This window comes from Sphingomonas sp. GC_Shp_5, assembly GCF_026540855.1.
Taxonomy (GTDB): Bacteria; Pseudomonadota; Alphaproteobacteria; order Sphingomonadales; family Sphingomonadaceae; genus Sphingomonas.
The window spans coordinates 59737-81272 of the sequence record NZ_JALNUP010000016.1 but is presented as its reverse complement, the minus strand read 5'-3'; the positions used below and the strand labels follow the sequence as shown (position 1 = coordinate 81272).

Annotated in this window: 21 protein-coding genes and 1 pseudogene; 10 read left to right on the top strand and 12 right to left on the bottom strand. The window is 62.7% G+C overall.

From position 1 onward, the window contains the following. Positions 1 to 5 precede the first annotated feature (5 nt). The 5 genes from OXR60_RS13615 to OXR60_RS13595 form a co-directional block, all read right to left on the bottom strand. Complete coding sequence (locus OXR60_RS13615; RefSeq protein WP_267396457.1) at positions 6 to 338, bottom strand: metalloregulator ArsR/SmtB family transcription factor; 333 nt, start codon at positions 336 to 338, stop codon at positions 6 to 8. Between the two features lie 116 nt (positions 339 to 454). Beyond that, positions 455 to 3649, bottom strand: a complete 3195-nt coding sequence (locus tag OXR60_RS13610; RefSeq protein WP_267396456.1) for a CusA/CzcA family heavy metal efflux RND transporter — start codon at positions 3647 to 3649, stop codon at positions 455 to 457. A 4-nt stretch (positions 3650 to 3653) separates the two neighbouring features. Beyond that, positions 3654 to 4766, bottom strand: a complete 1113-nt coding sequence (locus tag OXR60_RS13605) for an efflux RND transporter periplasmic adaptor subunit (RefSeq protein WP_267396473.1) — start codon at positions 4764 to 4766, stop codon at positions 3654 to 3656. A gap of 47 nt (positions 4767 to 4813) precedes the next feature. Continuing rightward, complete coding sequence (locus OXR60_RS13600; protein WP_267396455.1) at positions 4814 to 6106, bottom strand: TolC family protein; 1293 nt, start codon at positions 6104 to 6106, stop codon at positions 4814 to 4816. Between the two features lie 9 nt (positions 6107 to 6115). Continuing rightward, positions 6116 to 6745 carry a cation transporter gene (locus OXR60_RS13595; protein WP_267396454.1) on the bottom strand — a complete coding sequence of 210 codons (630 nt, stop codon included), beginning with the start codon at positions 6743 to 6745 and terminating at the stop codon, positions 6116 to 6118. Between the two features lie 65 nt (positions 6746 to 6810). Between OXR60_RS13595 and OXR60_RS13590 the strand changes: the two genes are divergently transcribed. Then, entirely contained in the window at positions 6811 to 7200 is a 390-nt protein-coding gene (locus OXR60_RS13590; protein ID WP_267396472.1) for a helix-turn-helix domain-containing protein, read from the top strand. A gap of 37 nt (positions 7201 to 7237) precedes the next feature. Here OXR60_RS13590 and OXR60_RS13585 read toward each other — a convergent pair whose 3' ends face one another. Both OXR60_RS13585 and OXR60_RS13580 read right to left on the bottom strand, forming a co-directional pair. Next, positions 7238 to 8500, bottom strand: a complete 1263-nt coding sequence (locus OXR60_RS13585; RefSeq protein ID WP_267396453.1) for a Y-family DNA polymerase — start codon at positions 8498 to 8500, stop codon at positions 7238 to 7240. Between the two features lie 10 nt (positions 8501 to 8510). Beyond that, positions 8511 to 8948 carry a S24 family peptidase gene (locus OXR60_RS13580; RefSeq protein WP_267396452.1) on the bottom strand — a complete coding sequence of 146 codons (438 nt, stop codon included), beginning with the start codon at positions 8946 to 8948 and terminating at the stop codon, positions 8511 to 8513. Positions 8949 to 9086: 138 nt separating this feature from the next. On the opposite strand from OXR60_RS13580, the pseudogene OXR60_RS13575 reads away from it, so the two are divergent. Beyond that, a pseudogene (locus OXR60_RS13575) lies at positions 9087 to 9242 on the top strand (DUF159 family protein); the annotation flags it as partial. Between the two features lie 77 nt (positions 9243 to 9319). Here the strand turns inward: OXR60_RS13575 and OXR60_RS13570 are convergent. Beyond that, positions 9320 to 10663, bottom strand: coding sequence for an IS1182 family transposase (locus OXR60_RS13570; protein WP_267396450.1), 1344 nt, complete (start codon positions 10661 to 10663; stop codon positions 9320 to 9322). Here OXR60_RS13570 and OXR60_RS13565 point away from each other — a divergent pair. Beyond that, positions 10662 to 11219 carry an SOS response-associated peptidase family protein gene (locus OXR60_RS13565; protein ID WP_267396449.1) on the top strand — a complete coding sequence of 186 codons (558 nt, stop codon included), beginning with the start codon at positions 10662 to 10664 and terminating at the stop codon, positions 11217 to 11219. The two genes, OXR60_RS13570 and OXR60_RS13565, sit on opposite strands and share 2 nt — an antisense overlap. Before the next feature lie 166 nt (positions 11220 to 11385). On the opposite strand, the gene OXR60_RS13560 is transcribed toward OXR60_RS13565, so the two are convergent. Continuing rightward, positions 11386 to 13857 (bottom strand): AAA family ATPase, encoded by a 2472-nt coding sequence (locus OXR60_RS13560; protein WP_267396448.1) that lies wholly within the window; start codon positions 13855 to 13857, stop codon positions 11386 to 11388. Continuing rightward, positions 13854 to 14093 (bottom strand): hypothetical protein, encoded by a 240-nt coding sequence (locus OXR60_RS13555; RefSeq protein WP_267396447.1) that lies wholly within the window; start codon positions 14091 to 14093, stop codon positions 13854 to 13856. Before OXR60_RS13555 ends, OXR60_RS13560 begins: the two co-directional genes overlap by 4 nt. Before the next feature lie 521 nt (positions 14094 to 14614). Between OXR60_RS13555 and OXR60_RS13550 the strand changes: the two genes are divergently transcribed. From OXR60_RS13550 to OXR60_RS13535, 4 genes are all read left to right on the top strand, one after another. Next, positions 14615 to 15199: a recombinase family protein gene (locus tag OXR60_RS13550; protein ID WP_267396446.1), complete on the top strand. Its 585-nt coding sequence runs from the start codon at positions 14615 to 14617 to the stop codon at positions 15197 to 15199. Between the two features lie 297 nt (positions 15200 to 15496). After that, entirely contained in the window at positions 15497 to 16180 is a 684-nt protein-coding gene (locus tag OXR60_RS13545; protein WP_267396445.1) for a ParA family protein, read from the top strand. Next, the gene (locus tag OXR60_RS13540) at positions 16177 to 16539 is read left to right on the top strand and encodes a hypothetical protein (RefSeq protein ID WP_267396444.1); all 363 of its coding nucleotides are present in this window, start codon (positions 16177 to 16179) and stop codon (positions 16537 to 16539) included. The genes OXR60_RS13545 and OXR60_RS13540 overlap by 4 nt, the downstream gene beginning before the upstream one ends. 183 nt (positions 16540 to 16722) lie before the next feature. Next, entirely contained in the window at positions 16723 to 17076 is a 354-nt protein-coding gene (locus OXR60_RS13535) for a hypothetical protein (protein WP_267396443.1), read from the top strand. A 50-nt stretch (positions 17077 to 17126) separates the two neighbouring features. Here OXR60_RS13535 and OXR60_RS13530 read toward each other — a convergent pair whose 3' ends face one another. Then, positions 17127 to 17432, bottom strand: coding sequence for a hypothetical protein (locus tag OXR60_RS13530; RefSeq protein WP_267396442.1), 306 nt, complete (start codon positions 17430 to 17432; stop codon positions 17127 to 17129). A 63-nt stretch (positions 17433 to 17495) separates the two neighbouring features. After that, the gene (locus OXR60_RS13525; RefSeq protein WP_267396441.1) at positions 17496 to 17765 is read right to left on the bottom strand and encodes a hypothetical protein; all 270 of its coding nucleotides are present in this window, start codon (positions 17763 to 17765) and stop codon (positions 17496 to 17498) included. 341 nt (positions 17766 to 18106) lie between these two features. Between OXR60_RS13525 and OXR60_RS13520 the strand changes: the two genes are divergently transcribed. The 3 genes from OXR60_RS13520 to OXR60_RS13510 are packed head-to-tail and all read left to right on the top strand — an operon-like array spanning position 18107 to position 21437. Further along, positions 18107 to 18688: a hypothetical protein gene (locus tag OXR60_RS13520; RefSeq protein WP_267396440.1), complete on the top strand. Its 582-nt coding sequence runs from the start codon at positions 18107 to 18109 to the stop codon at positions 18686 to 18688. Next, entirely contained in the window at positions 18685 to 20199 is a 1515-nt protein-coding gene (locus OXR60_RS13515) for a relaxase/mobilization nuclease domain-containing protein (RefSeq protein WP_267396439.1), read from the top strand. The genes OXR60_RS13520 and OXR60_RS13515 overlap by 4 nt, the downstream gene beginning before the upstream one ends. Next, complete coding sequence (locus OXR60_RS13510; RefSeq protein ID WP_267396438.1) at positions 20196 to 21437, top strand: hypothetical protein; 1242 nt, start codon at positions 20196 to 20198, stop codon at positions 21435 to 21437. The genes OXR60_RS13515 and OXR60_RS13510 overlap by 4 nt, the downstream gene beginning before the upstream one ends. Positions 21438 to 21536: the final 99 nt, after the last annotated feature.

Here is a 21536-nt window from a genome sequence, read left to right as displayed (position 1 = left end):
TCCTTTCAGCAGCAAGGAGTAAGTTCGGCGATCAGCGGAGCGCACAGCTCCGCATTGCCGGCGCAGCAATCTTTGACGAGAAACAGCGTGAGCGCGCGCAGGCCGTCGAGATTGGCACGGTAGATGATCGAGCGGCTATGCCGTTCGGATCGCACCAGTCCACCACGGGCCAGAATGCCGAGGTGTGCGGACATGGTGTTTTGCGGCACGTCGAGCTGGCGGGCGATTTCGCCCGCAGCCAAGCCATCCGGTTCGTGCCGCACCAACAGGCGGAACACGTCGAGCCGCGTTCCTTGTGCGAGAGCGCCTAGCGCAGCAATTGCCGACTCGTTTTCCATATATCCAGCATAGAGGATATATCAGGGCTGGCTAGCCGAAACTTGTGTGCCGCATCTCGGTTTGCTGGCTATGGCGCTACCAGTGCGACCAGATAAAAGTGGCGGTAGCGGCGCGTTCAGTCAGCCAGCGGAACCGAGGAGGCTCTTGCCTGCCCGAAACGAGCGTACAGCGTCGGCAGCACGAACAGCGTCAGTAACGTTGCCGAGATCAACCCGCCGATCACCACCGTAGCAAGCGGCTTTTGAACCTCTGCTCCCGCGCCGTGGCCGAGTGCCATCGGTACGAACCCTAGCGAGGCGACCAGCGCCGTCATCGCGACGGGGCGGAAGCGCGTCAGCGCGCCTTCTCTTGCAGCCTCGGCGCGCGGCATGCCTTGTTTCATCAACTCTTGGATTGAACTGACCATAACCAGGCCGTTCAGCACTGCCACGCCCGACAGGGCGATGAAGCCGACAGCGGCCGAGATCGAGAAGGGCATACCGCGCAGCACCAGTGCGAGGATTCCACCCACCAGCGCCAGCGGAACGCCGGTGAATACCAGCGCCGCGTCGCGCACGCTTCCCAACGCCCCGTAGAGCAGCAGCATGATGACCGCGAAGCAGATCGGGACGACGATCGTCAGCCGATCTCGCGCAGCCGCCAGGTTCTCGAACTGCCCGCCCCATTTGAGGTAGATGCCCGGCGAAAGCGGCACCTGCGCATCGATCGCCGCCTGCGCGTCGGCGACGACGCCGGCAACGTCCCGCCCGCGCACGTTGGCCTGTACGACCACGCGGCGCTTCCCGTTCTCGCGGCTGATCTGGTTCGGTCCGTCCCCCAGAGCAACGTCGGCGACGCTCCCCAACGGCACATAGGAGCCGCCTGCGGTCGGCACCGGAATCTGGCCGATCGCCTGAAGATCGGCACGAGACGTTTCGCCGAGGCGGATCACGACCGGGAAGCGACGATCACCCTCGAAGATCATCCCGGCTTCACGCCCCCCGATCGTCGCGGCAACGGTGTCCTGCACGTCGCCGGCCGTCACGCCGACGCGGGCCATAGCGTCGCGGTTCGGTCGGATATCGAGCAACGGCAGGCCATCGGTCTGTTCGACCTGGACATCGGCCGCGCCGCGGACCTTCCGCAGCACCGCCGCCACCTGGTTGGCAGTCGCGTTCATTTGTGTGAAGTCGTCGCCGAACACCTTAACCGCAATGTCGCCGCGCACGCCCGCGATCAACTCGTTGAAGCGCATCTGGATCGGCTGCGTGATCTCGTAGCCGTTCCCCGGCACCGCCTTGAGCTTCGTTTCGATCCGCTCGACCAGCTCGGCCTTGGCAAGATCGGGGTCGGGCCATTCGCTGCGCGGCTTCAGGATGACGAACGTGTCCGTGGCGTTCGCCGGCATGGGGTCCGAAGCGATTTCCGACGTTCCCGTGCGCGAGAAGGCGAAGCGGACTTCGGGCTCGCGCGCGATCGTCTTCTCGACCGCGAACTGCATCTGCTGGCTCTGCTCGACCGACGTGCCGGGCGGACGCCATGCCTGGACGAGGATATTGCCTTCATCGAGTTGCGGCAGAAACTCTTGGCCAAGCGTCGAGAACGCCAGAACTGCCGCGACTACGGCAACGGCCGCAGCCCCGATCGTAATGCTCGGTCTGCGCATCGCGGCATCGAGGCCGGGTTCGTATCGCTGCCGAAGGACGGTAACGATCCGGCTTTCCTTTTCGTCGACCTTGCCACCGATCCATGCGGCAATCGCCGCGGGCACGAAGGTCAGCGACAGGATGAAAGCGAAGACGAGCGCGATGATGACGGTCAGCGCCATCGGCTCGAACATCTTGCCCTCGACGCCCGAGAACGTGAGCAGCGGGGCATAAACGAGGATGATGATCGCCTGCCCGTATACAGACGGGCGGATCATCTCGCGCGCGGACGCGGCGACGATCGCAAGCCGTTCTTCCAGCGAGAGGCGTTCGCCCAACGCGTGTTGCCGCTCGGCAAGCCGGCGCAGCGCGTTTTCGACGATGATGACTGCGCCATCCACGATGAGGCCGAAATCGAGCGCGCCAAGGCTCATCAGGTTCGCCGACACCCCGGCTTTGAGCATCCCGGCGCTGGTCAGCAGCATCGTGATCGGGATCACCAGCGCGGCGATCAGCGCAGCCCGGAAATTGCCGAGCAGCAGGAACAGCACGACGATGACCAGCACCGCGCCTTCGGCGAGGTTGCGGCCGACCGTCGTGATCGTCGAGTTCACGAGGTTGGTGCGATCCAGCACCGGCTTCACGACGATATCGGCCGGCAGCGAGCGGCCGATCGTTTTCAGGCGCTCGGAAACGGCAGTCGCCACGGTGCGACTGTTCTCTGCAATGCGCATGACGGCCGTGCCGACGACGACCTCGTGACCGTTTTCTGACGCCGAGCCGGTGCGGATGCCCTGCCCTGGTCGGACGGTCGCGACCTGATCGAGCGTGATCGGCACGCCTTCGCGCGTGGCGACCACGGTCCGCGCCAGCTCGTTCGCGGTGCGGACCCGCGCATCGGAGCGGACGAACAGCCCTTCGCCGTTTCGGTTGACGGTGCCGGCACCGATGCTGGTGTTGCTGCGCTCGAGCGATGTTGCGAGGTCCTGGATCGTCAAGTGCAACGCGGCCAGGCGCTGAAGGTCCGGCACGACGAGATACTGCCGATCATAGCCGCCGAGGGAGTCGATGCCGGCAACGCCGGGCGTGCCGCGGAGCTGCGGGGCGACGATCCATTCCTGGACCGTGTGCAGGTAGGTAGCCTTGTCCGCTTCGCTGACGAGGTGTTCGCCTTCCGGCGTGATGTAGCTGCCGTCCCGTTGCAGCCCCGGTTCGCCGTCGCGATGCCGAACTTTGTCCAGCTCGCGCAGTTCGACCGTCCACATGAAAATATCGCCGAGGCCGGTCGCGATCGGCCCCATCTCCGGCATCACGCCTTGCGGCAGACGCTCTTCGGCAGAACGGAGCCGTTCGGCGACCTGTTGGCGCGCGAAGTAGATATCGGTGCTGTCCGAGAACACGGCCGTGATCTGGGCAAAGCCGTTCCGGTTGAGCGAGCGCGTGTAATCGAGGCCGGGAATGCCGGCGAGCGCGGTTTCGATCGTGAACGATACCTGCCGCTCGATCTGATCGGGCGACAGCGACGGGGCCATCACGTTCACTTGGACCTGGTTGTTGGTGATGTCCGGTACGGCATCGATCGGGAGGCGCTGGAGCGCGAGCGCGCCGAACAGCGCTGCGATCCCGGTGAAGAGCAGGACGAGCCATCGGCGCTCAACGGCGAAGGTGACGAGGCGACCAATCATCGGATCAATCCATGTCCATTCCGCCGCCCTTGCCGAGTTCGGCTTTGAGCGTGAAGCTGTTGGTGGTCGCGATCCGCTCGCTGCCGTTCAGGCCGGCAGCGATGACAACCTGATCGCCGTTGCGGCGACCCGCCGTCACCGGCATCGCCTTGAAACCGGTCGGCGTGCGCACGAACACAACAGTTTTGTTCTCGACCGACTGGACCGCCGTCGAGGGTACGGCGATGCTGCGATCGTTGGTCGACGGTAGCGGGATCGATGCGGTGACGGGTTCGCCGACACGCCATGTTCCCCCGCCATTGTCGAGGGTCGCAAGGACCTGGACGAGCTTGGTGGTTTCATCGAGCACCGGTGAGACGAACGTCACGCGCCCTTCCTGCCGGCGTCCGGCCGATGTGACCTCTACGCGGGTTCCCGGTCGCACCCTGCCGGCGTCGGCCGGCGATAACGATGCCGCGATCGTCACGCGGGAGAGGTTCGCGACGCGGTACAGCTCGCCGTCTGCTGCGACGGTCTGTCCGAGCGTGGCAACGCGCGCGATGACCTGGCCGGCGATCGGCGAGCGGATCGCGACGCGGTTGAGCGCGCCCCCGCTGCCCCCCGTTGCCGAGAGCTGCTGTTGTGCGAGCCGCACGGCGATGTTCGCTTCCGTCGCGGCGGTCCGGGCCGCCACCAGATCCTGTTCCGGCGAGACGCGCTCGGCGAACAGGCGTTGCTCGCGGCGGAGGTTCGATTGGGCGAGCGCGGATCGCGCGCGTGCCGCCTCGACTTCGGCGTTCAGCGAAGCCGCTTCACGACTTTCGATGATCGCCAGCGTTTCGCCGCGGCCGACGGACTGCCCGAGGTTGCGGTTGAGCGAGACCAGTCTTCCGCCGATGGTGGCGGAGACAACCTGGACGCCCTGTGGGTCGCCCTGGACCAGCGCCGGCAGCTCGATGGCGCCCGCTATGCCGCCGATCGTGGGGCGACCGACCTCGATTCCGGCATCCGCGATTTGCTGCGCTGAAAGGGTGACGGCGTCCTTGTCGGCAGGCTTACCCGCCTCCCCCTTCTCCATGCCTTCCATGCCCGCCGGTTCATCGGCCTTCTTTTCCCCGCCGCCACACGCGAGCAGCATCAGGGGAATCAGGGCGGACAGCACGGCCCGCACGCCGGTCTTCGTCATCATTGGTCCTTCGCAGGGTCGGGAGCGGCAGCGGTCAGCCGCTCAAGCCGGGCCTTGGCATCGTGATAGGTAGCAAGCGCATCGATCGCGGCAGTGCGCGTCTCCGACAAGGTACGTTCGGCGTCGAGCAAGTCGAGCTGGCCGAACTTGCCCTCGCGGTAGCCGATCCGTGCGATGCGCGCCGACTCCAGCGCCGCTGCCAGCACCGGGCCGCTCGTGGTTCTAGCGGAGGTGGCGGCATTCGCCACCTCCGCCTGTGCGGTCGCGATCGACTGCCCCGCATCCAGTTCGGCCGCGCGTCGCATAGCGTCTGCCTGCTCGCGCTGTGCTGTCGCCTGGTTGAGAGAGGCCCTGCCATTGTTGAACAGCGGTATCGGGATCGACAGCCCGACGACGGCTGCCATATCGTTCGTTTCCTCGATCCGGCGTGCACCGGCGCTGACCGTCACATCGGGGATGCGCTGCGAGCGTGCGAGCCGCACCTGTGCATCGGCCGTCGCCACCTCCGCGCGAGCGGCCGACAGCGCCAGCGTGCCGCCTGGGCTTACCGGTATCGAAGGGCCGTAGCCCTGAACGCGGTCGAACCATGCAAGGTCGAGCGCGCCCGTCACGGGCTGACCGATACGTCGGGCCAGGTTGCCGCGAGCGACGTCGGACAAGCGTTGCGCACGCTCAACTGACGCCTCGGCGTTGATGCGCAACACCTCCGCTCGCTGCTGCTCGATCGGTGACGCGCGCCCCGCGCGGACCCGAATGCCGGCCGCTCGCGCAGCCTCGCCGGCAATGCCCGCCTGCTCCCGCGCGGTCGTTACGCGGCGATCGGCCGCCACGGCTTCGATATAGGCCTGGGTCACGGCAAGCCGGATATCGGCTGCGGCGATAACCAGCGCGACACGTGACTGTTCGCCCAGCGCGTTCGCGACACCGACACGCGCCGATCGCTTGCCGCCCAGTTCGATCGGGAGCGCGACACCGACCGTCGCCTCTGCGCTCCGCAGACCGCGATATTGCCCGGACCCACCGAAATACTCGAGACCGCCGTTAAGCGTCGGGTTCGGGCGAAGGCCGGCGACGTCGCGCCCCGCGCCTGTCGCGCGAACGCCGGCCTGCGCCGCTTCAAGTGATGGTGCGGACGCTTCAGCGAGCGCCAGTGTCTGTTCGAGCGTCAGCACAGGGCCAGCGGCCGTTTCAACGCTGGCCTGCGATTGAGCATCGGCCGCGCACGGAACGGCGAGAGCTGCGATCAGCAGGCCGGGTAGCGGGCGCAGAAGCGCATGGATCAGTGTCGTCATAAATAGCGCCTATGCCGGCCGAAGTTCGCGCCGCGCGTTGCGGACAATCTCGTAGGCGGAATGAAGGAACAGGAGGGCGATCACGCCTGCTACCGCCAGATCGGGCCAGGCGGCTCCGGTCCAGCCAACCAGCCCTGCGGCGATCACCACCGCGACATTTGCGATCGCGTCGTTGCGGCTGAACAGCCAGATCGCGGTGACATTCGCGTCGCCCTTGCGAAAGCGCGCCAACACCAGTGCCGCAGTCACGTTGACGATCAGCGCGACGATTCCGATCACGCCCATCAGCTCGGCTTCTGGCGCGACAGCATTCATCGCGCGCCACAGCGCGAAGGCGATGACGCCCACACCGAGCGTGCCGAGGAAAATGCCTTGTGCGAGCGCGACCTGTGAACGTGCGCGGGCAGTCCATCCGAGCGCGATCAGACCCAAGAGGGAGATGCTGCCGTCGCCGATGAAGTCGAGCGCGTCCGCCTTCAGCGCCTGACTATCGGCTAGGAAGCCGCCGACAATCTCAACCAGGCCGAAGCCAAGATTGAGCAGCACTACGATCCACAATGCGCGCCGATACGCAGGATCGCGCTCAGCCCGTTTCGTATCGCCGGTGCAGCCGCAGGATGACGATTCACTTGCACTCATGATGCTCCCCTACGATCTACAGTCACTGTAGGAGCAAGCGTTTTGTGAAGGTCACGACCGTGTTGATGATTGGCGATTTGGCAAAGCGAACCGGGACCAAGGTCAACACCATTCGCTTTTACGAAGATATCGGCCTTATGCCCGAGGCGGTCCGCACTAGCGGTGGGCGGCGAACCTACGGAGAGCCACAGGTTCGCCAGCTTGGCTTTATTCGCCACGCCCGTGAGTTAGGTTTTTCGGTCGATGAAATCCGTTCTTTGATCGCCTTGTCTGCAAACCCGGATCAGGACTGCAACGAGGCCGGCGCTATTGCGCGCCGGCATCTTGCGAGCGTGGAGGATCGGATCACGCGGCTTGTTGCGCTTCGCGATGCATTAAGTGCTGCGACACAGTCCTGCGATGGCGGGCGGATCGCCGATTGCCATGTGATGGAAGCGATCACGAGCCTTCAATAACTCGCAAGGCGCCAAGAAAACGATCTTTTGCACCGCCCTATCTAGCGATCGGGATGTCAGCGAGCCGGGTCGTCCATGCCGGACTTTTCTGGCTCCGCTTCGTATCAAACCCCCGCGCGCCAAAACCCTGCGCAGCAATCCCGACCGTCCCGCGCCCGAACCTATCGTTGAGGCCATCCATAGCCGCCAGCAACCCGGGCGCACGCGGATCCTCGACGGCGAAGAAGTCCCCCTGCCCAGCGCCCTGCGGCAGCAGCTCCTCGAGCAAGACGCCGCACTTCGTATAGACACCCCCGGGCTGGTACATCGCCTCCATCATCTTGCCGGCCAAGCCGGCGATGATGCGCGGATCGTTGCTGGGTGGCGACATCCGTGTCTGCCGGCTCGCCGAGGGCGGATTGGGCCGGTAGCGCGAGCCGTGCGCGAACACGATCAGCCGCGTCGCCACCAATCCTTGGTGACGGATCTTCTCGGCCGCGCGCACCGCGCGCCGCACCATCGCCTCGCGCAGCTCGTCGAGATCCGTTACCGGCGAGCCAAACTGGCGCGTCACCGCCGTTGCCTTACTTGCCTCCGGCTCCGGCTTGAAGTCATTGCACTCGATGCCGTTCAGCTCGCGCACCAGGCGCTCGAGAACGACCGTGCCGACATCGCGCGCGGACGCTGGTGGCATCGCCACCAGGTCGGCCGTCGTGCGGATCCCAAGCGGGTGCAGCCGCGCCGTTAGGGCCGATCCAATCCCCCAGACCTCCTTGACCGGCCACTCGGCAAACAGGCGCGCGCGCAACTCGGTGTCATGGAGGTCGACGACACCACCCCAGATCTTCTCGGTCGCCTTCGCCAAGGCGTTCGCGACCTTCGACAATGCTCGCGTCGGACCTAGCCCGATCCGCGTCGGAAGGCCGGTTTGGCGCAAGATCGCCGCGCGCAGCTTATGCGCGGCCGCCACATCCCCAAGCCCGTTGGGCAACACAGGCAGCCGGTAGAAACTCTCGTCGATCGAGTAGATCTCGATCAGGTCGCTATGCTCCGCGATCACGGCGTTGAAGCGCCGGTTCATGTCCGCGTACAGCTCGTAATTCGAGGAGCGGACCTCGATCCCATGGCGCTTGACGATGTCGCGTATCTTGAAGAGCGGATCGCCCATCTTGATGTGGAGGGCCTTGGCCTCCTCGCTCCGCGCGATCGCACAACCGTCGTTGTTCGACAGCACGATAACCGGCACGCGCCGGAGCTTCGGGTCAAAGACCCTCTCCGACGAGACATAGAAATTGCTGACGTCGACGATCGCATGGGTCATCGGCGTGCGGCTATCGCTGATAGTCGCGGACGGCTGCCCGCACGACGCCCCATATTTCCGTCTGATCGTCGGCGATCTGCTCCGGGTAGCTCTGCCGGCTGTTGCGGGCTTCCAGATACGGCACGCCTGCCCGGTGAACGAGCTGGCGGCAGACGAAACCGCCAGCCAGCACGGCAATCACGATGTGGCCGCTGCGCGGCGTGACATCGCGATCCACCACTACGACGTCGCGATCGGCGATGCCGGCATCGACCATGCTGCTCCCGTCGATCCGGAAGACGAAGCTGGCGGCGCGATTGAGCCGCAGCAGCTCCACCAGATTGATAGCGTCCTCCTCCCAGTCCTGGGCGGGTGACGGAAAGCCAGCTCCCGCTACGCCGATCGGCTTCAGCCGGAAACCCGGCGCCATCACGGCAAGCGGGACCGGCTGCGCGATCGGCAGCAACATGATCTGAATCCCTAACTCGTCGCTCCTCATAACGCTGAACGGAACAGAATGGGAACAGTGGATTGTGCGGTTCGTCGATTTACCCTGCCCCGGATTGAGCATGTGGCGGTGACGGCTCCCACGGCATAGGGTGGCCCAATGTGCAATCGAGCCCGGTATGCTGGCGAACCCGAAACCCTCTGGGGCTCTGCCGCGAAGCTGTTTAGCGAGCGCCCTCGCGACAATCGCTTCAACCCGGCCGAACTGCGGCCCAAGAGCCGAAACTACGTCGTCCGCGAGCAGGAAGGCGACCGAGACCGTTGAAAAACGGCTGCTTGGGAGCCGCGTGGGGACGGCTACTGTTATTGGTGGTCGGTAAGATGGCCTACGTATCAGGCCGGCACGGCCTGTCTCGCGAGCAGCTGGAGGTTGTAGGCCGCGGCGGCCATGGTGAACTCTTCCGCGGCTCCGGCGAGACCTCGCAACTTGAGCGTTCGTAGACCCAGGTTGCGTTTCAGGTGGCCGAACACGCGCTCGATCCGCTGTCTTCGACGCCGCGCCTGGACGTAGGCCTCGGTGCCGGCAAGGGCACGAACGGTATCACGGGCATCCTCGCTCACCAGGCGGGTGACACCGCGCTTCTTGCCGATGGTGCATTGGGGTTTCAGTTCGCAGGCGATGCAATCGGCGGGACGGCTTCGGTAGACGCGGACCTGACTGGCGCGATTAGTGCCGCAATAGCCAAGCAGCTTGTCTGCCGGGCAGCGATACGCGTCGGTCTCGCGGTCATAGCGAAAGGCATCGCGGGTGAAGAAGGCATCGCGCTGGCGACCGCGGTCGATGACCGGAATGTACGGCGTGATGTTGCGGTCGACCAGCCAGCCGAGCAGTGGGCCGCTGCCGTAGGCCTTGTCGGCCGAGAGGCTCGAAGGCGCGATGCCCAGCTTGGTCCCGATGCGTGACACCAGCGTCCGGGTCGCGGCCACTTCAGCTGCGAAGCGCGCGGGCGTTGCCTCAACGTCGAGGATACAGTCAGTGTCGAGGTCGAGCAGCGGGTTGATAGCATAGGCATAGCGTGCCGGCCCGTGCTTGCAGGTGAGCGCCGCCTGCGGGTCAGTTGGCGAGATGCTTGCCGGCTCGACGGAGGCCGGCTCGTCCGGACCTGGCGGCAGCGCGGCATCGAGCGCCGCGAGATACTCAGCAACGGGCCGCGAGACGCTCTCCCGAGCACGCAGTTCGTCAGCTGCCTCGGCACCCTTCAGCTTCTTCTCCCGGCTGGCATCGGCCATGACCGTGCTGCCGTCCACCGCCACGTCGCGCCCCGCCACCAGCCCGGCCCCGGCGCACTTGGCGACCACCTGTTCGAACAGGAGACGATGCAGGTCGCAGGCGCGGAAGCGACCGTGCCGGTTCTTTGAGAAAGTCGAGTGATCAGGCACCCGATCGGCCAGATCGAGCCGACAGAACCAGCGGTAAGCGAGGTTGAGGTGCACCTCCTCGCACAAGCGCCGTTCTGAGCGGATGCCGAACAGGTAGCCGACCAGCAGCATCCGCAGCATCAGTTCCGGATCGATCGAGGGTCGCCCGGTCGTGCTGTAGCTCGCCGCCAGTGCGTCGCGCACGAAGCCGAAATCAAAGAGGCCGTCGATACGTCGGAGCAGGTGGTCAGCGGGCACATGATCGTCGAGCCGGAACCCGTAGAACAGCGCGCCCTGCGCTACCTGCCGACCCATCATGTCCCTACTCCCGCTGCTTCGCAGGAGTGAATCACGCTGCCCGGGCGGTAGCAAGCATGCGTTTTTCAACGGTCTCGACCGCTTCTGGGACGTGATGACCTGGGACGTCCTTGGCGGACAGGCGCCATGGCCGATGACAAACGTCCGCCAGCTAAGTCTGCCACAGTGGCGCAGGCTGGCCGAGAAGCCGGAAAACCGATGCGTGATCCCGCTGACCGAGTTTGCGGAGTTCACGCCGGAGAAGCACGATTTGGGCGACGGCAAGCCGCCCCTCAAAGGCGAGATGTGGTTCAGCGTCATCGACCAGCCTGTCTTCGCCGTTGCGGGCTTCTGGCAGCGCACGGTCGAAGGTGACGGCTTCACCATGGTCACATGCGACCCCAACAGCCTTGTCGCACAGATCCATCCCAAGGCCATGATAACGATCCTCGAGCCCGAGGACGTCGATACGTGGCTACGCGGGTCCTACGATGACGTGGTGGCGCTGCAGCGCCCCTACGACCCGGCTAAGATGACCGTTCGGGGGCCGGTCTTCCCTACTCGCGGTCGCACCTGACGACTGTGTGACGAACACTTACGCGGCGATGAGACAGTCCCATTTACTCTTTTACGAACAAGCGCTGCGTGTCTTCGCTAAAAATGACCAGTTGCTCCGGCTCTGCGTCAACCAAGCATAGGTTTTGGCCATTGCCCCGATCAGCGCTCTGGGGAGAGCCGGGAAATCAGGTTTTCCTACTTAACGATCGATAGTACCGCTTCTGGCCCGATCCAGCAGGATCCTCGTACGTGAAACAAGCGGCGTAATTATCAATTGCATGCATCACGCCTCTTAGGGAGCCAGCGGTGAACGTATGTGTCTGTCCCGTTGCCCAATGAGTCACGTAATTTCCGACAATCGTGGCAATTGACGCGTTCATGCCAGTAACTTGGGCGGGATCCATTATAAGCTTGCCAGCGGCGGAATGGAGTTCGACCTGTGCCTCAATGGCGTCGAGCAAATTCTGCGGCATCTGACGATCAACGCGGTAGGCGATATCGCTCGGGACCGCGATACCAAGTTTCGATATGACCTCCTGGAGTTTGAATTCTAGATACTGCCGAATTCTTGGGGCTGCGTCGTCGGTGTTTCCGGCGTCAAGGTGAGCCAGTGTCGCCTCTTTGACCTTATTGACTGCGCCGGATTGAGGAAGCACCGCTGTACGCGCCGTCCCTTGAATGCATTGATGCCACCAGTCGCCGCTCTGAGCGTTCGTATTGAACAGCTTTTCCAAAACCGAGTCGTGGCTGAGCAAAATGACCTGTGGGCCATCGGCCACGCCCGGTCGAGCGAACGTATCTCGTATCACATTCATCAAATGTAGCTGATGACCAGAATCAAAGCTCGATGTCACGTCGTCCAGAACAAGGAACTTGGCGCCTCCTCCATATAAAGATGCAGCGGCGAGATAGACGGATATCGCAAATGCGTTCCTGTAGCTTTCGGATAAAAGCGCTTGTGCTGAAACATCTTGGAGCGTCCAAAACTCGGAGAGAGCAATAGCAAGCTCCTCGCTACCTTCACGTTTCTTGAGTGACGGCACCACATCTTCGTACATGATGGCTTTGAAGATCTCTCGGCATGATGGCTCGATGGCGGCCAACCGACGTGTTGCTGTCTTCGACTCGGCATCCGCGAAGCTCTTGCACGACTGGTCGAGAAACTTTCGGACACGTTCAATTCGCGCCAGTTCGGCCTCTTTCGCGGCAATATCTCCCCGCGCAGTTTTTAGCTCCTTCAATGCATTCTGCAGCCGCCGCGCCGCCTCCGCCTTTTCGACAACTGCTGTCAACAGCGGCGGCAACGCTTTCTCCAACGCAAGCTTCTGCTGGGCGACGCTGGCCATGTTCAATGTCGCTCGTTCGGTCAGCACCCCGACGTGCGCCGTTAACTTGGCAGCCAGTTCCGCTGACAGAATACCTTTCACGGCGCTCGCGTTTGCTGCTGCAAGTTCTGCGGGTTCACCCTTGACTAAGGCCAAGCCCTCAAGGGCTAGCAACTGGCCCCACCCTTTGTCTGCCCATTGCCGGGCAACCTCGGCAGAGGCTTGTTCGACTGCATCGAACGCAGCAATCTTTTCCTGCACGTGTGCAAGAACCGAATTGTCACCGACACGGTCGCACGTTGGGCAGACCGTCTTGTCCGACCACTCGTCGTCAAGCAGCACCGCCTCGCTCGAGGTAAAAAGACGATGAAACAAGTCGCCGCGTGTCTGCGCCATCGCGGCATCACGAGCTGTCGCGACGTCAATTAGCGCCTGCGCGTCCTCCGCGTTTGGAAGTACACGGGACGCATCCGCCCAAGCGGTCTCCGCACGCAGTGCCTGTGAAAGCTTCTCTCTATCGTCGCCCCCTTCTTTCGCTTTCGCGGCATCGATGCAGGCGCTGGGGTCGATTTCGTGAAACTGTTTCCCATCGCAATGTGGTTTGAGCAGGTCGATTCCGTGCAAGGCGCTATGAGCCTTCGCGAGCAATTTTGCTTCATGCTCAGTAGGATCCAGAACCTCACCGACAAGCGCGGCATACGCTTCTTTGACGATGCCTTCCTCACGTCGGGCTACACTGACGGAGCTATCTTTCGCGGCCTTTTTCGCCGTGACTGAAAAATGATTGTTAAACGAGCGTGTGTTCGAGATGCCTGCTAGGGTCTGCCTCAGCGTGGAATACTTTTTCAAGCCCAGAAGGCCCGCAAAGGACCGGCCACGTTCCAAAGGCTTCAGCTCAATAAACTCTTGGAACGTCTTGCCATCAAGTAGAACAAAGTCGCGGTTCAGTTCATTTAGGATAGCCGGGCCGTCAGCGGTCCCGGTCGCAGTTACACTGCGATTTCCTTGCGCATCGCGCGTGACCGTGACTGTAACAGCGTTTCCGCCCAAGGCAGGTCGTAATGTTAGACCAACGGTTCCTATTCCGCCGGAATGGAAACGGTTTAGGTAATAGCTGGATCCTTGTTCGGCTGCCGGCATTTCATCCAACTTTTGAAGGCGGCCTGTAATGGCATATACGATCGCATCGAAGATTGATGTTTTCCCCACCCCGTTTGGGGCGGATATGGAATTCACATGATCCGGCTTGAGTTTCAGGATCAGGGGCGCCCCCTGATTATTGATGCCCCGAAAACCTTCAATGGAAAGTTGTTCTAAGTACCAGCCGCTCATTCGGATGCCTTCAACGGGGCCGGATCTGTGGGGGGCTTTGGCTCGGTAGCGGCGAATAGTGCGTCGAGCAAAGCGCCTAGATCAACCGGCGACCCCAGTCCCATATTTGGCAACTCGGCGCATAGCACGGGCGATAGATCCAAATCGATCGTGGCCAGCGCATCACCGAACGCAGTAATGTTTTCGTCCGCCGATCCGACATCGTTGATTTGGAAACTCAAAATCGGTGCTGGCATCTGCTTCCCCCGGTGCAGAGCGTAGCTCACTTGGCGTGGCCGGTCACGCCAGAGATTTCGTACGATTGTTTACGGCTGCCGAGAATGATGTAGTCGGGTTCGACTCCGCGAGCGAACGCGGATCGGTCCCCCTCCTGCGCGGGTTGGCTGCTCGGACCCCCTCCCCGCTTCATGAGGGCTCGGCATCGATTTGCTCCCGCACACAGTTCCCGACCCTTCTTCTACAAGGGAGAGCGGAGCAACTCCCTACCCCGCGACCTATTTGAATCCGTTAAGCCCTATGCACCCCCACCTTTTACCGTCGGACAAATCTGAGGCTTCCACCGTGTCCGAAACCGATCGGTTTCGGACACGACAACCGGGGAATGATTTTGCGCCGACAGCCGTCGTCCGAAACCCCCGTCCGAAAGTCAGTGTAACAAAACCCCTGGTGCGGCGTCCGAAAGTAACTTTGATATTGCTCCTTTCGGACAAACCTCCTTAATGTCCGAAAGTCGCGACCGCGTTTGGAGTTTCGGACAGTGCTGATCGGTTATGCCCGTGTTTCTACCCACGACCAGGATCCCCGCCTCCAGATCGAGGCGCTCGAGGAAGCAGGCTGTACCAAGATCTTCACGGACGATGGTATCAGCGGAGCCGCTGTCATCAAGCCCAAGCTGATGGAAGCCCTCGCCTACGCTCGGTCTGGTGAGGATACGCTCGTAGTATGGAAACTGGATCGCCTCAGCCGCTCGACCTACGATCTCATCGCGACTGTCGAAGGAATGAAGGCTCGAGGTATCGGCCTCAGGTCGATTAAGGAATCCGTGATCGATACGACTAGCGCAGCCGGCAACCTCATATTTCAAATCTTCGGCGCATTTGCCGAGTTTGAACGCGGGACCAATCATGAGCGCACGATGGCCGGCATCGCCGCTGCGCAACGGGCAGGCACTAAATTCGGCCGCCCGCCTAGCATCAGCGATGCTCAATGGACAAAGGCGAAGGCCCTGCTCTGCTCTGAGCCGCCCTCCACAATCGCGGACGTCGCCACATTGCTCGGAGTCAGCCGCCAAGCGATCTATCGTCGCATTGAGCGCGATCGAGCGCCGCAACCCTCAAACTGATTACGTGTATTACAACGACTACCTGTACGCCCGATCCCTGCCGGGGCCTCGTCCAAGCGCCGCCCAAACTATCATTGGCACTACATCGATTACAGGTTCTATTAGCATTATTGATAGCACCGGTATTACCGGTGCTAGCTGAATTAGCGGGATTACCCGTGCCATAGGTATTACGCCGAACACGCCGATTGCCGCTATTATCGGTAATGCCCGCGTGGTATCAGCATTCGCTGTAATACCGCTACAGCCGCAAGATTAATTGTATTACCGTTAACACAACAAACAAAAAGGATCGCCATGCCGGTCATAACCCTGCTTTCGCCGAAGGGCGGTGTCGGCAAGACAACGGCAGCTTTGCTCCTCGCGCTTGAACTTGCCGATGGAGGAGCGTCTGTCGTCGTCGTCGATGCCGATCCGAACTTCCCGTTGGTCAAATGGGCAGGCCTGCCGGGCCGGCCAGAGAATATTGAGGTCGTCCAAGAGGTCGACGAAGATGCGATCATCGACACCATCGACGCCGCTCAAAAGCGAGCCCGGTTCGTGATCGTCGACTTGGAGGGCAGGGCCTCGGCAAGGGTTACGAACGCACTTTTGATGACCCATCTAGCCATTGTACCGATGCAAGGCTCCGTACTGGACAGCGACCAGGCTGCACGGGCGTTCCAGAGCATCAGGCGAGCATCTACAGCGGCGCGCCGTGAGATCGCATTTGCCGGTGTTTTCACTCGGACGCCGGCAAGCTCACGTATTCGATCGCGCGTATCGCAGCAGATAGCGGAAGGAGTCGAAGGGGCAGGCATCACCACGCTTCCCACGTCGATCGCGGAACGGACGGTGTATCGAAGCCTGTTTGCCCAAGGCGGGACATTCGCCACCCTTGAAGGTACACCTGCAGCGTCGATCGAAAGCGCTCGTGCGAACGCCGCCAGCTTCGCACACGACGTCCTCGAAACTTTGAGCGCGGCGAGGGCAGGGGCATGAGCGACAAAGCAGCAAAGCCTGGAGGGCGGCTCGCAGGCGTCACCAGTTTCGGTGGTGACGACGGCGATTATATCGCGCCTCCTCCACGCGAGGTTCGCGATAAGGCGAAGCAGGATGGGGAGCAGCTAGGCTTCATCTCCGATAAGCCGGCATTGCCGGAAGCGCCTGTCGCTCCCAAGAAACGGGCCCGGCAGCCGTCGCAGTATCCGGACCACTACAACCTACGGCTTCGCGAGGGCGATCGCGAGCGGTTGGATGACTATGCGTACCGACATCGAATGGCCAAGGGCGAAGTCTTTGGCCTCATGCTCGATCTTCTTGAAACGGAAGAGCGCCGGAAGGCCGGGGCGAACGAGTAAGATTCCGATCCGGACGCCGCTGCAGAAAGACGAGCGGCTGCCGGTAAGAGTTCGGCATATCGCAGGATATGCGGAAGGCCTCGAGCCTGTCCCGAGGGGGACCGGGGAGGGCAGGACGGGGACGATCGCCGGATGCAACCAGCGATCGCCCCCTAATCACGAACCATCACTGGAGGATGGAACATGACTGACGATACCGTACCTCGCGAGCGTAGTCGGGGGAATACCGGGTGGACAGAGGCGGAGCATCGATACCGATCGGCTGCGGAGGCTCTCCGATCTGCAACGGTCGATGCAGCGGGGGAGGGGGCCGACGTCGATGACGCCGTTGCTCGAGATCACCAGCTTGCGGGGAAACTCCTGCTCGAGACCCCGGCTACCCATCTTGGCCACGTCGCGATCAAGATCAGGGCAGCGGACAACATGCTCGGGTTAGCGACCAGCTACCCTGATCTTCCGGGGCTGCTCCTGAAAGACATTTTTGGAATGATGGGACTGCCGGAACCGGATGGGGCAGCGTTGCCGCCGCGTATCTAACTAACCTGGGCGCGGCTTGGGTTGATCCCAAGTAGCGCCCGTCATCCAGGTCAGTGGCTGTCGTTGCCCCTATCCCTAACCAGGGCTGCCAACTCGACGGGGTTCAGCAGCTCCCGTTTCAGGTCGTGTGCAATTCCCCAAAGAGCAGCCGAAGCGTTTTGATGCGCGCCGATCAGCCGACGAGGCTCGGCTGCGGCGTCGAATTGAAGATACTCCCACAGGTACAGCAACCGCCATCGCTCGACCGGGCCACGCAGACTGCGTAGTGCGTCCAGGACGCCCGGGCCAATCTGTGGTCCGAGTTGGATACGCTCCGCTGCGATTTCGAGTTCACGTAGGGCCTGCAACGGTGACACGTGCGCAGATGTAGTCCGATGATGACCGCTTGCTAAGTAGCCGAAGCGGGGTCGGGATCGCCGTCAGCTTGTGGTGAGCGTGGCAAGATGCTGTGCGACGACCTGGCCGCCATGCAGACTGATTGCCGAGGCGATTGAGCGTGCGTCCGTCTTGTCCATGGTTGCGATTTTGACCCGATCGAGGGCGGCTAGGAGGATCGGTCGGCCTGCATCTTTCGCGGCGAGCTCTGCTGCTTTAGCCTGTTCGTCGAGCGCGGCGAGTTCTGCTCGAAGGGCTTCTCGCCGGGCATCGATCGACGACAGGTCGGTCGGCTTAGGCGTGGCTCGGGGCATAGGGCAACTCCGGATAAAGGGGGGAACCGGACGCGCACAATGTCGGATGTCGTCCAAGATTGCTAGGTTGATTGCTGACCCTAGGATCGCTCAAATCCGAACAAACAACGCGCGCCGAAGGTGCTCGACTGAACGAGGGTCCAACTGAGGATCGAGGCGCGGCGTTCAGATCGGCCGGAAACCCAACCACTCACGCCTCACTCCGCGTCGATTGAGCTATGTTCTGTTGTGGAGGGAGCGGTTTAGCTGTATAAGAGCAGTATGTTAGGGGATGGCAGGATATGTCATACGGCACCGATGTATTACATCGGTTTGTATGGCGCCGCTGCACGGGGCTTTGAATGGCAGTCAGTCTTCGCCTGAAGGATGAGCTGGTCGCGGAGATCGATCGCATCGCTACGGCGAACGGTCAGACGCGCAGTAGCTGGATTGCGGCGACCCTAGCCCGCGCCGTGGTGGCACCTGCCAACGACGATCTGCCTAACGGACCGCTTCAGGGCAGGGGGCATCCCGACGATCTAATCCGCGTGACGATCCGGCTTCACCGCAGTGAGATCGAGGCGATCGAGAAGGTCGGTGCGCCGCTTCGGCTTTCCCGTAATGAGTGGATCAAGCGCACGATCCGCTGGCAGCTATGGGACAAGGCGGCGATCCTCCGGCTCGCCCCGGCAACGGCTACCGAGCTTGGGAAGGCCCGAAAGCTGGTTACGAACATGAGCGCCAACATCAACCAGGCCGTCCACGCCATGAATGCGGCCAACATGCCGGGCAGCTCGCTCGACATCGCGCGGATCGCTGGTTCGTTCATGGAATCGTGCGCTGACTTGAAGGCCAAGCTGTTCGAGGCGCGGCGCTCATTTTCGTCCTCTGTCGGCGCGGAGGTCGGCTATTGGACGTCGAGCCATGAGGGTCGCGAAGCATGAGCTTCCGGTTCTCCTCCGGTACGATGGATTCCATGGCCGGGGTCTTTGCGCCCCCCAAGAAGTATCGGCTGGGGTCGGGTGGCGGATCGCCGAAAGCGCCCAATGCCGGGGGAACGATGCTCGGCATCGCGGTCGCCTCGATGTTCCCCAAGCCGTCTTCGTCGGCAGCAGCGTCTCGGCCAAGCGTCCAAGCTAAGCACGCCTTTGGGGGTGGCAATCAGGCTCGGATGAGCGGTCGCGCCGTGATGACGATGGACCGAACCTCGCGCCGCGTACCCGAGGTGATGGTCCGCATCACCGGGCGCCAACATGGGGGTGGCCACGTCCTCGCTAACTTCGCTTACATCAGTCGTTTGGGTCACGGACCGGAGAAGGAACTTGGTCTCGAAACGAGTGATGGCGACGTTCTTCGGGACGGTCGCCACATGCAGGTCCTCGCACAAGACTGGCACGAATGGGAGATGGATGGGGACGCTCGGCGCAAGGGAGCGACCTCAATATCGATGATCCTGTCGATGCCCACGGGGACCGATCCGGAGAAGCTGAAGGCAGCGGCCGTCGACTTCGCGAGGGAAGAGTTTGCCAACCGATCATGGGTCGCCGGCCTCCATGTCGATCGCGATCATCCACACGTTCACATCACGATCGCGCGTCGGGATCTCGACGGTCGCCGCTTCCATCCAGACCGCGACGACCTGTTCCGCTGGCGGCAGCGCTTCGCCGAGAAGCTACGCGATCGCGGTATCGAGGCGAACGCCACCCCGACGCGAGCGCGGGGCTTAGACCCTACGCATGAGCATATTGCCGTACAGAAGATGCGGGACAAAGGGCAGGTCCCGCGCATCGATGTAAGCCGCGCCGATCGCGCGCAGTGGCTGCTCGATCAAGGTATTGCCGACCCCGTTAAGTCCGTTCTGGCAACTCGGCAGGCGACGGTTCGCGCGACCTATATGCGGTCGATCACCGAGCTTTCCACCTCACCGTCCTTTGCCGACCAAGTGGTTGCTCAGAGCCTCGAAAAGTTCGTCGCATCGTTGCCCGAGGCCGAGGCAAACTCGGCCAGGGCGATGCGGGAGGCGGACGAAAGACGCCGCGCCCGGGAGGCGGATGCGCTGAAGATCGATCGTGGTGTTGATGCTCCTGCGCCGGCTGAACCCCTTAGCACGCTCGCCCGGTTGAAGGCGCTGCGGGACAAGACTGCGCAACGCGATGCGACGCCTGCCTTGGTGACCAGTCCTGATAAACCAGCCCCGCCAGAGCGCCCGCTTGAGGTCGCAGATCGCCTCCAGGCCCTTATTGAGAGAGCGAACAAGCTGACCGAGCGGAAGGACGATGGCGAGTCTCCCGACGCGGCAAATGAGCGTCTGAGCGCGCTTATCGAGAAGACGAGTCAGCCTGTCGCGCCGATCGAGACCGACCGGGCGGATGAGATCGTCCGCCAGGTTCAGGAGCGTGATCGGGCCCAGCAGGAACGCGATCGGGCGCGCGATAGGGATGGACCGAGCCGATGAGTAGCGAAGGAAGCACAGTAGCTCTTGCGGCGTTGCTCGACGGGATTTCCCTGCTCCAAGGACAAATCGCGGAACTGACGCAAAGCAGCTCTCGTATCGAGGATTCGCACCGAGCGATCCTCGAGCGGCTCGATACGATCGACGCCGGGCAAGCTGCGGTGACAGACATTCTGCCGGTCTTGGAGGCTATCCTCGGCCGAGTGATCGACAATCAGGAACGCACCGATGCCGGTTATGAGAGCGTCGTGAAGGTCTTGGGCGCACTGTCCGACAGTCAGCAACAGGCCCGGGAAGAGATTGCGACCGTCGTGCCGGTGTTGGAGGCGATCGCGGAGGACGCGAAGGCAGGCCGCTCGGTCGCGGTCGAAGGTTTCAATCAGCTCGTGCCGATGGTCGATGCCATCGGGACAAACGTCAGTGCTGATGGCGCGGCGATCAAAGACGCGCTTCGGCCGATCGCGCCCAGCGTCGAAAAGCTTTTCGAGCTGACGGTCGCCAATGGAGAGGGCGGTCGCGGCGAGGTGCCCCAGCTTGCGCCTGCAGTCGCACAGATCCTCGCCAACCAGGACGAAGATCGCGAGCTAACCCGAGCCGGATTCGAGAAGGTCAGCACCATAGCAGCCTTCGGATATGCCGCTGCGAGCGGGCATGGCGGCCCGCTGCCTGTCGACGTTGAGGATGACCCGCTGCTGGAACGCTTCATCATCGCCCAGCCGGCGAACCTTGCTTCCGAAGAACGCGCCCTGACGGATTGGCAAGCCACGGTGCCGGCCGAGGGCACGGCCGAACTGACGGCGATCTTGAAGGAGCAATATACGCCCTCGGCGACTGACACGCCCGAGACGCGCGTGCTGCGCTACCGCATGGCGGCAATCACCCGCGCCGCGATCGAGGGCAGGGGAGCGGCCGCGCCGAAGCCCCCGACGACGACAAGGCCGGTCGACCGATCGGCCGCGGCGTGCATGATGCGATCGCAAGAACTCGCTAAGATATGGCGGGCCGGCGAAAGCACTGCGCTCTACGCCGACCCTGAGCTGGCGGGCGCGGTCGATCTGTTCGTCCTTGCAACGCGCCAGGCTGGAACTCTCCCCGAGGGTCAGACCACACCCGAACTAGCCGCGCTTCATGGGGAGCTGGCCACCCTGATCGAAACAGGGAACCGACCAACCCTCGCCGACGCTCGCTTTCCTCGTGTCGCTCGGCCCACTATTGCCCTCGAGGCCGAGAGAGATCGTTGAACCGGGCACCGGCGCAAACTGGCCGGCAGCTTCCGACCAACTCAAGCCGTTCGTGAAGCGAGTTGCGAATGGCAGCTTCGGACGGAACCCGTCATTCGA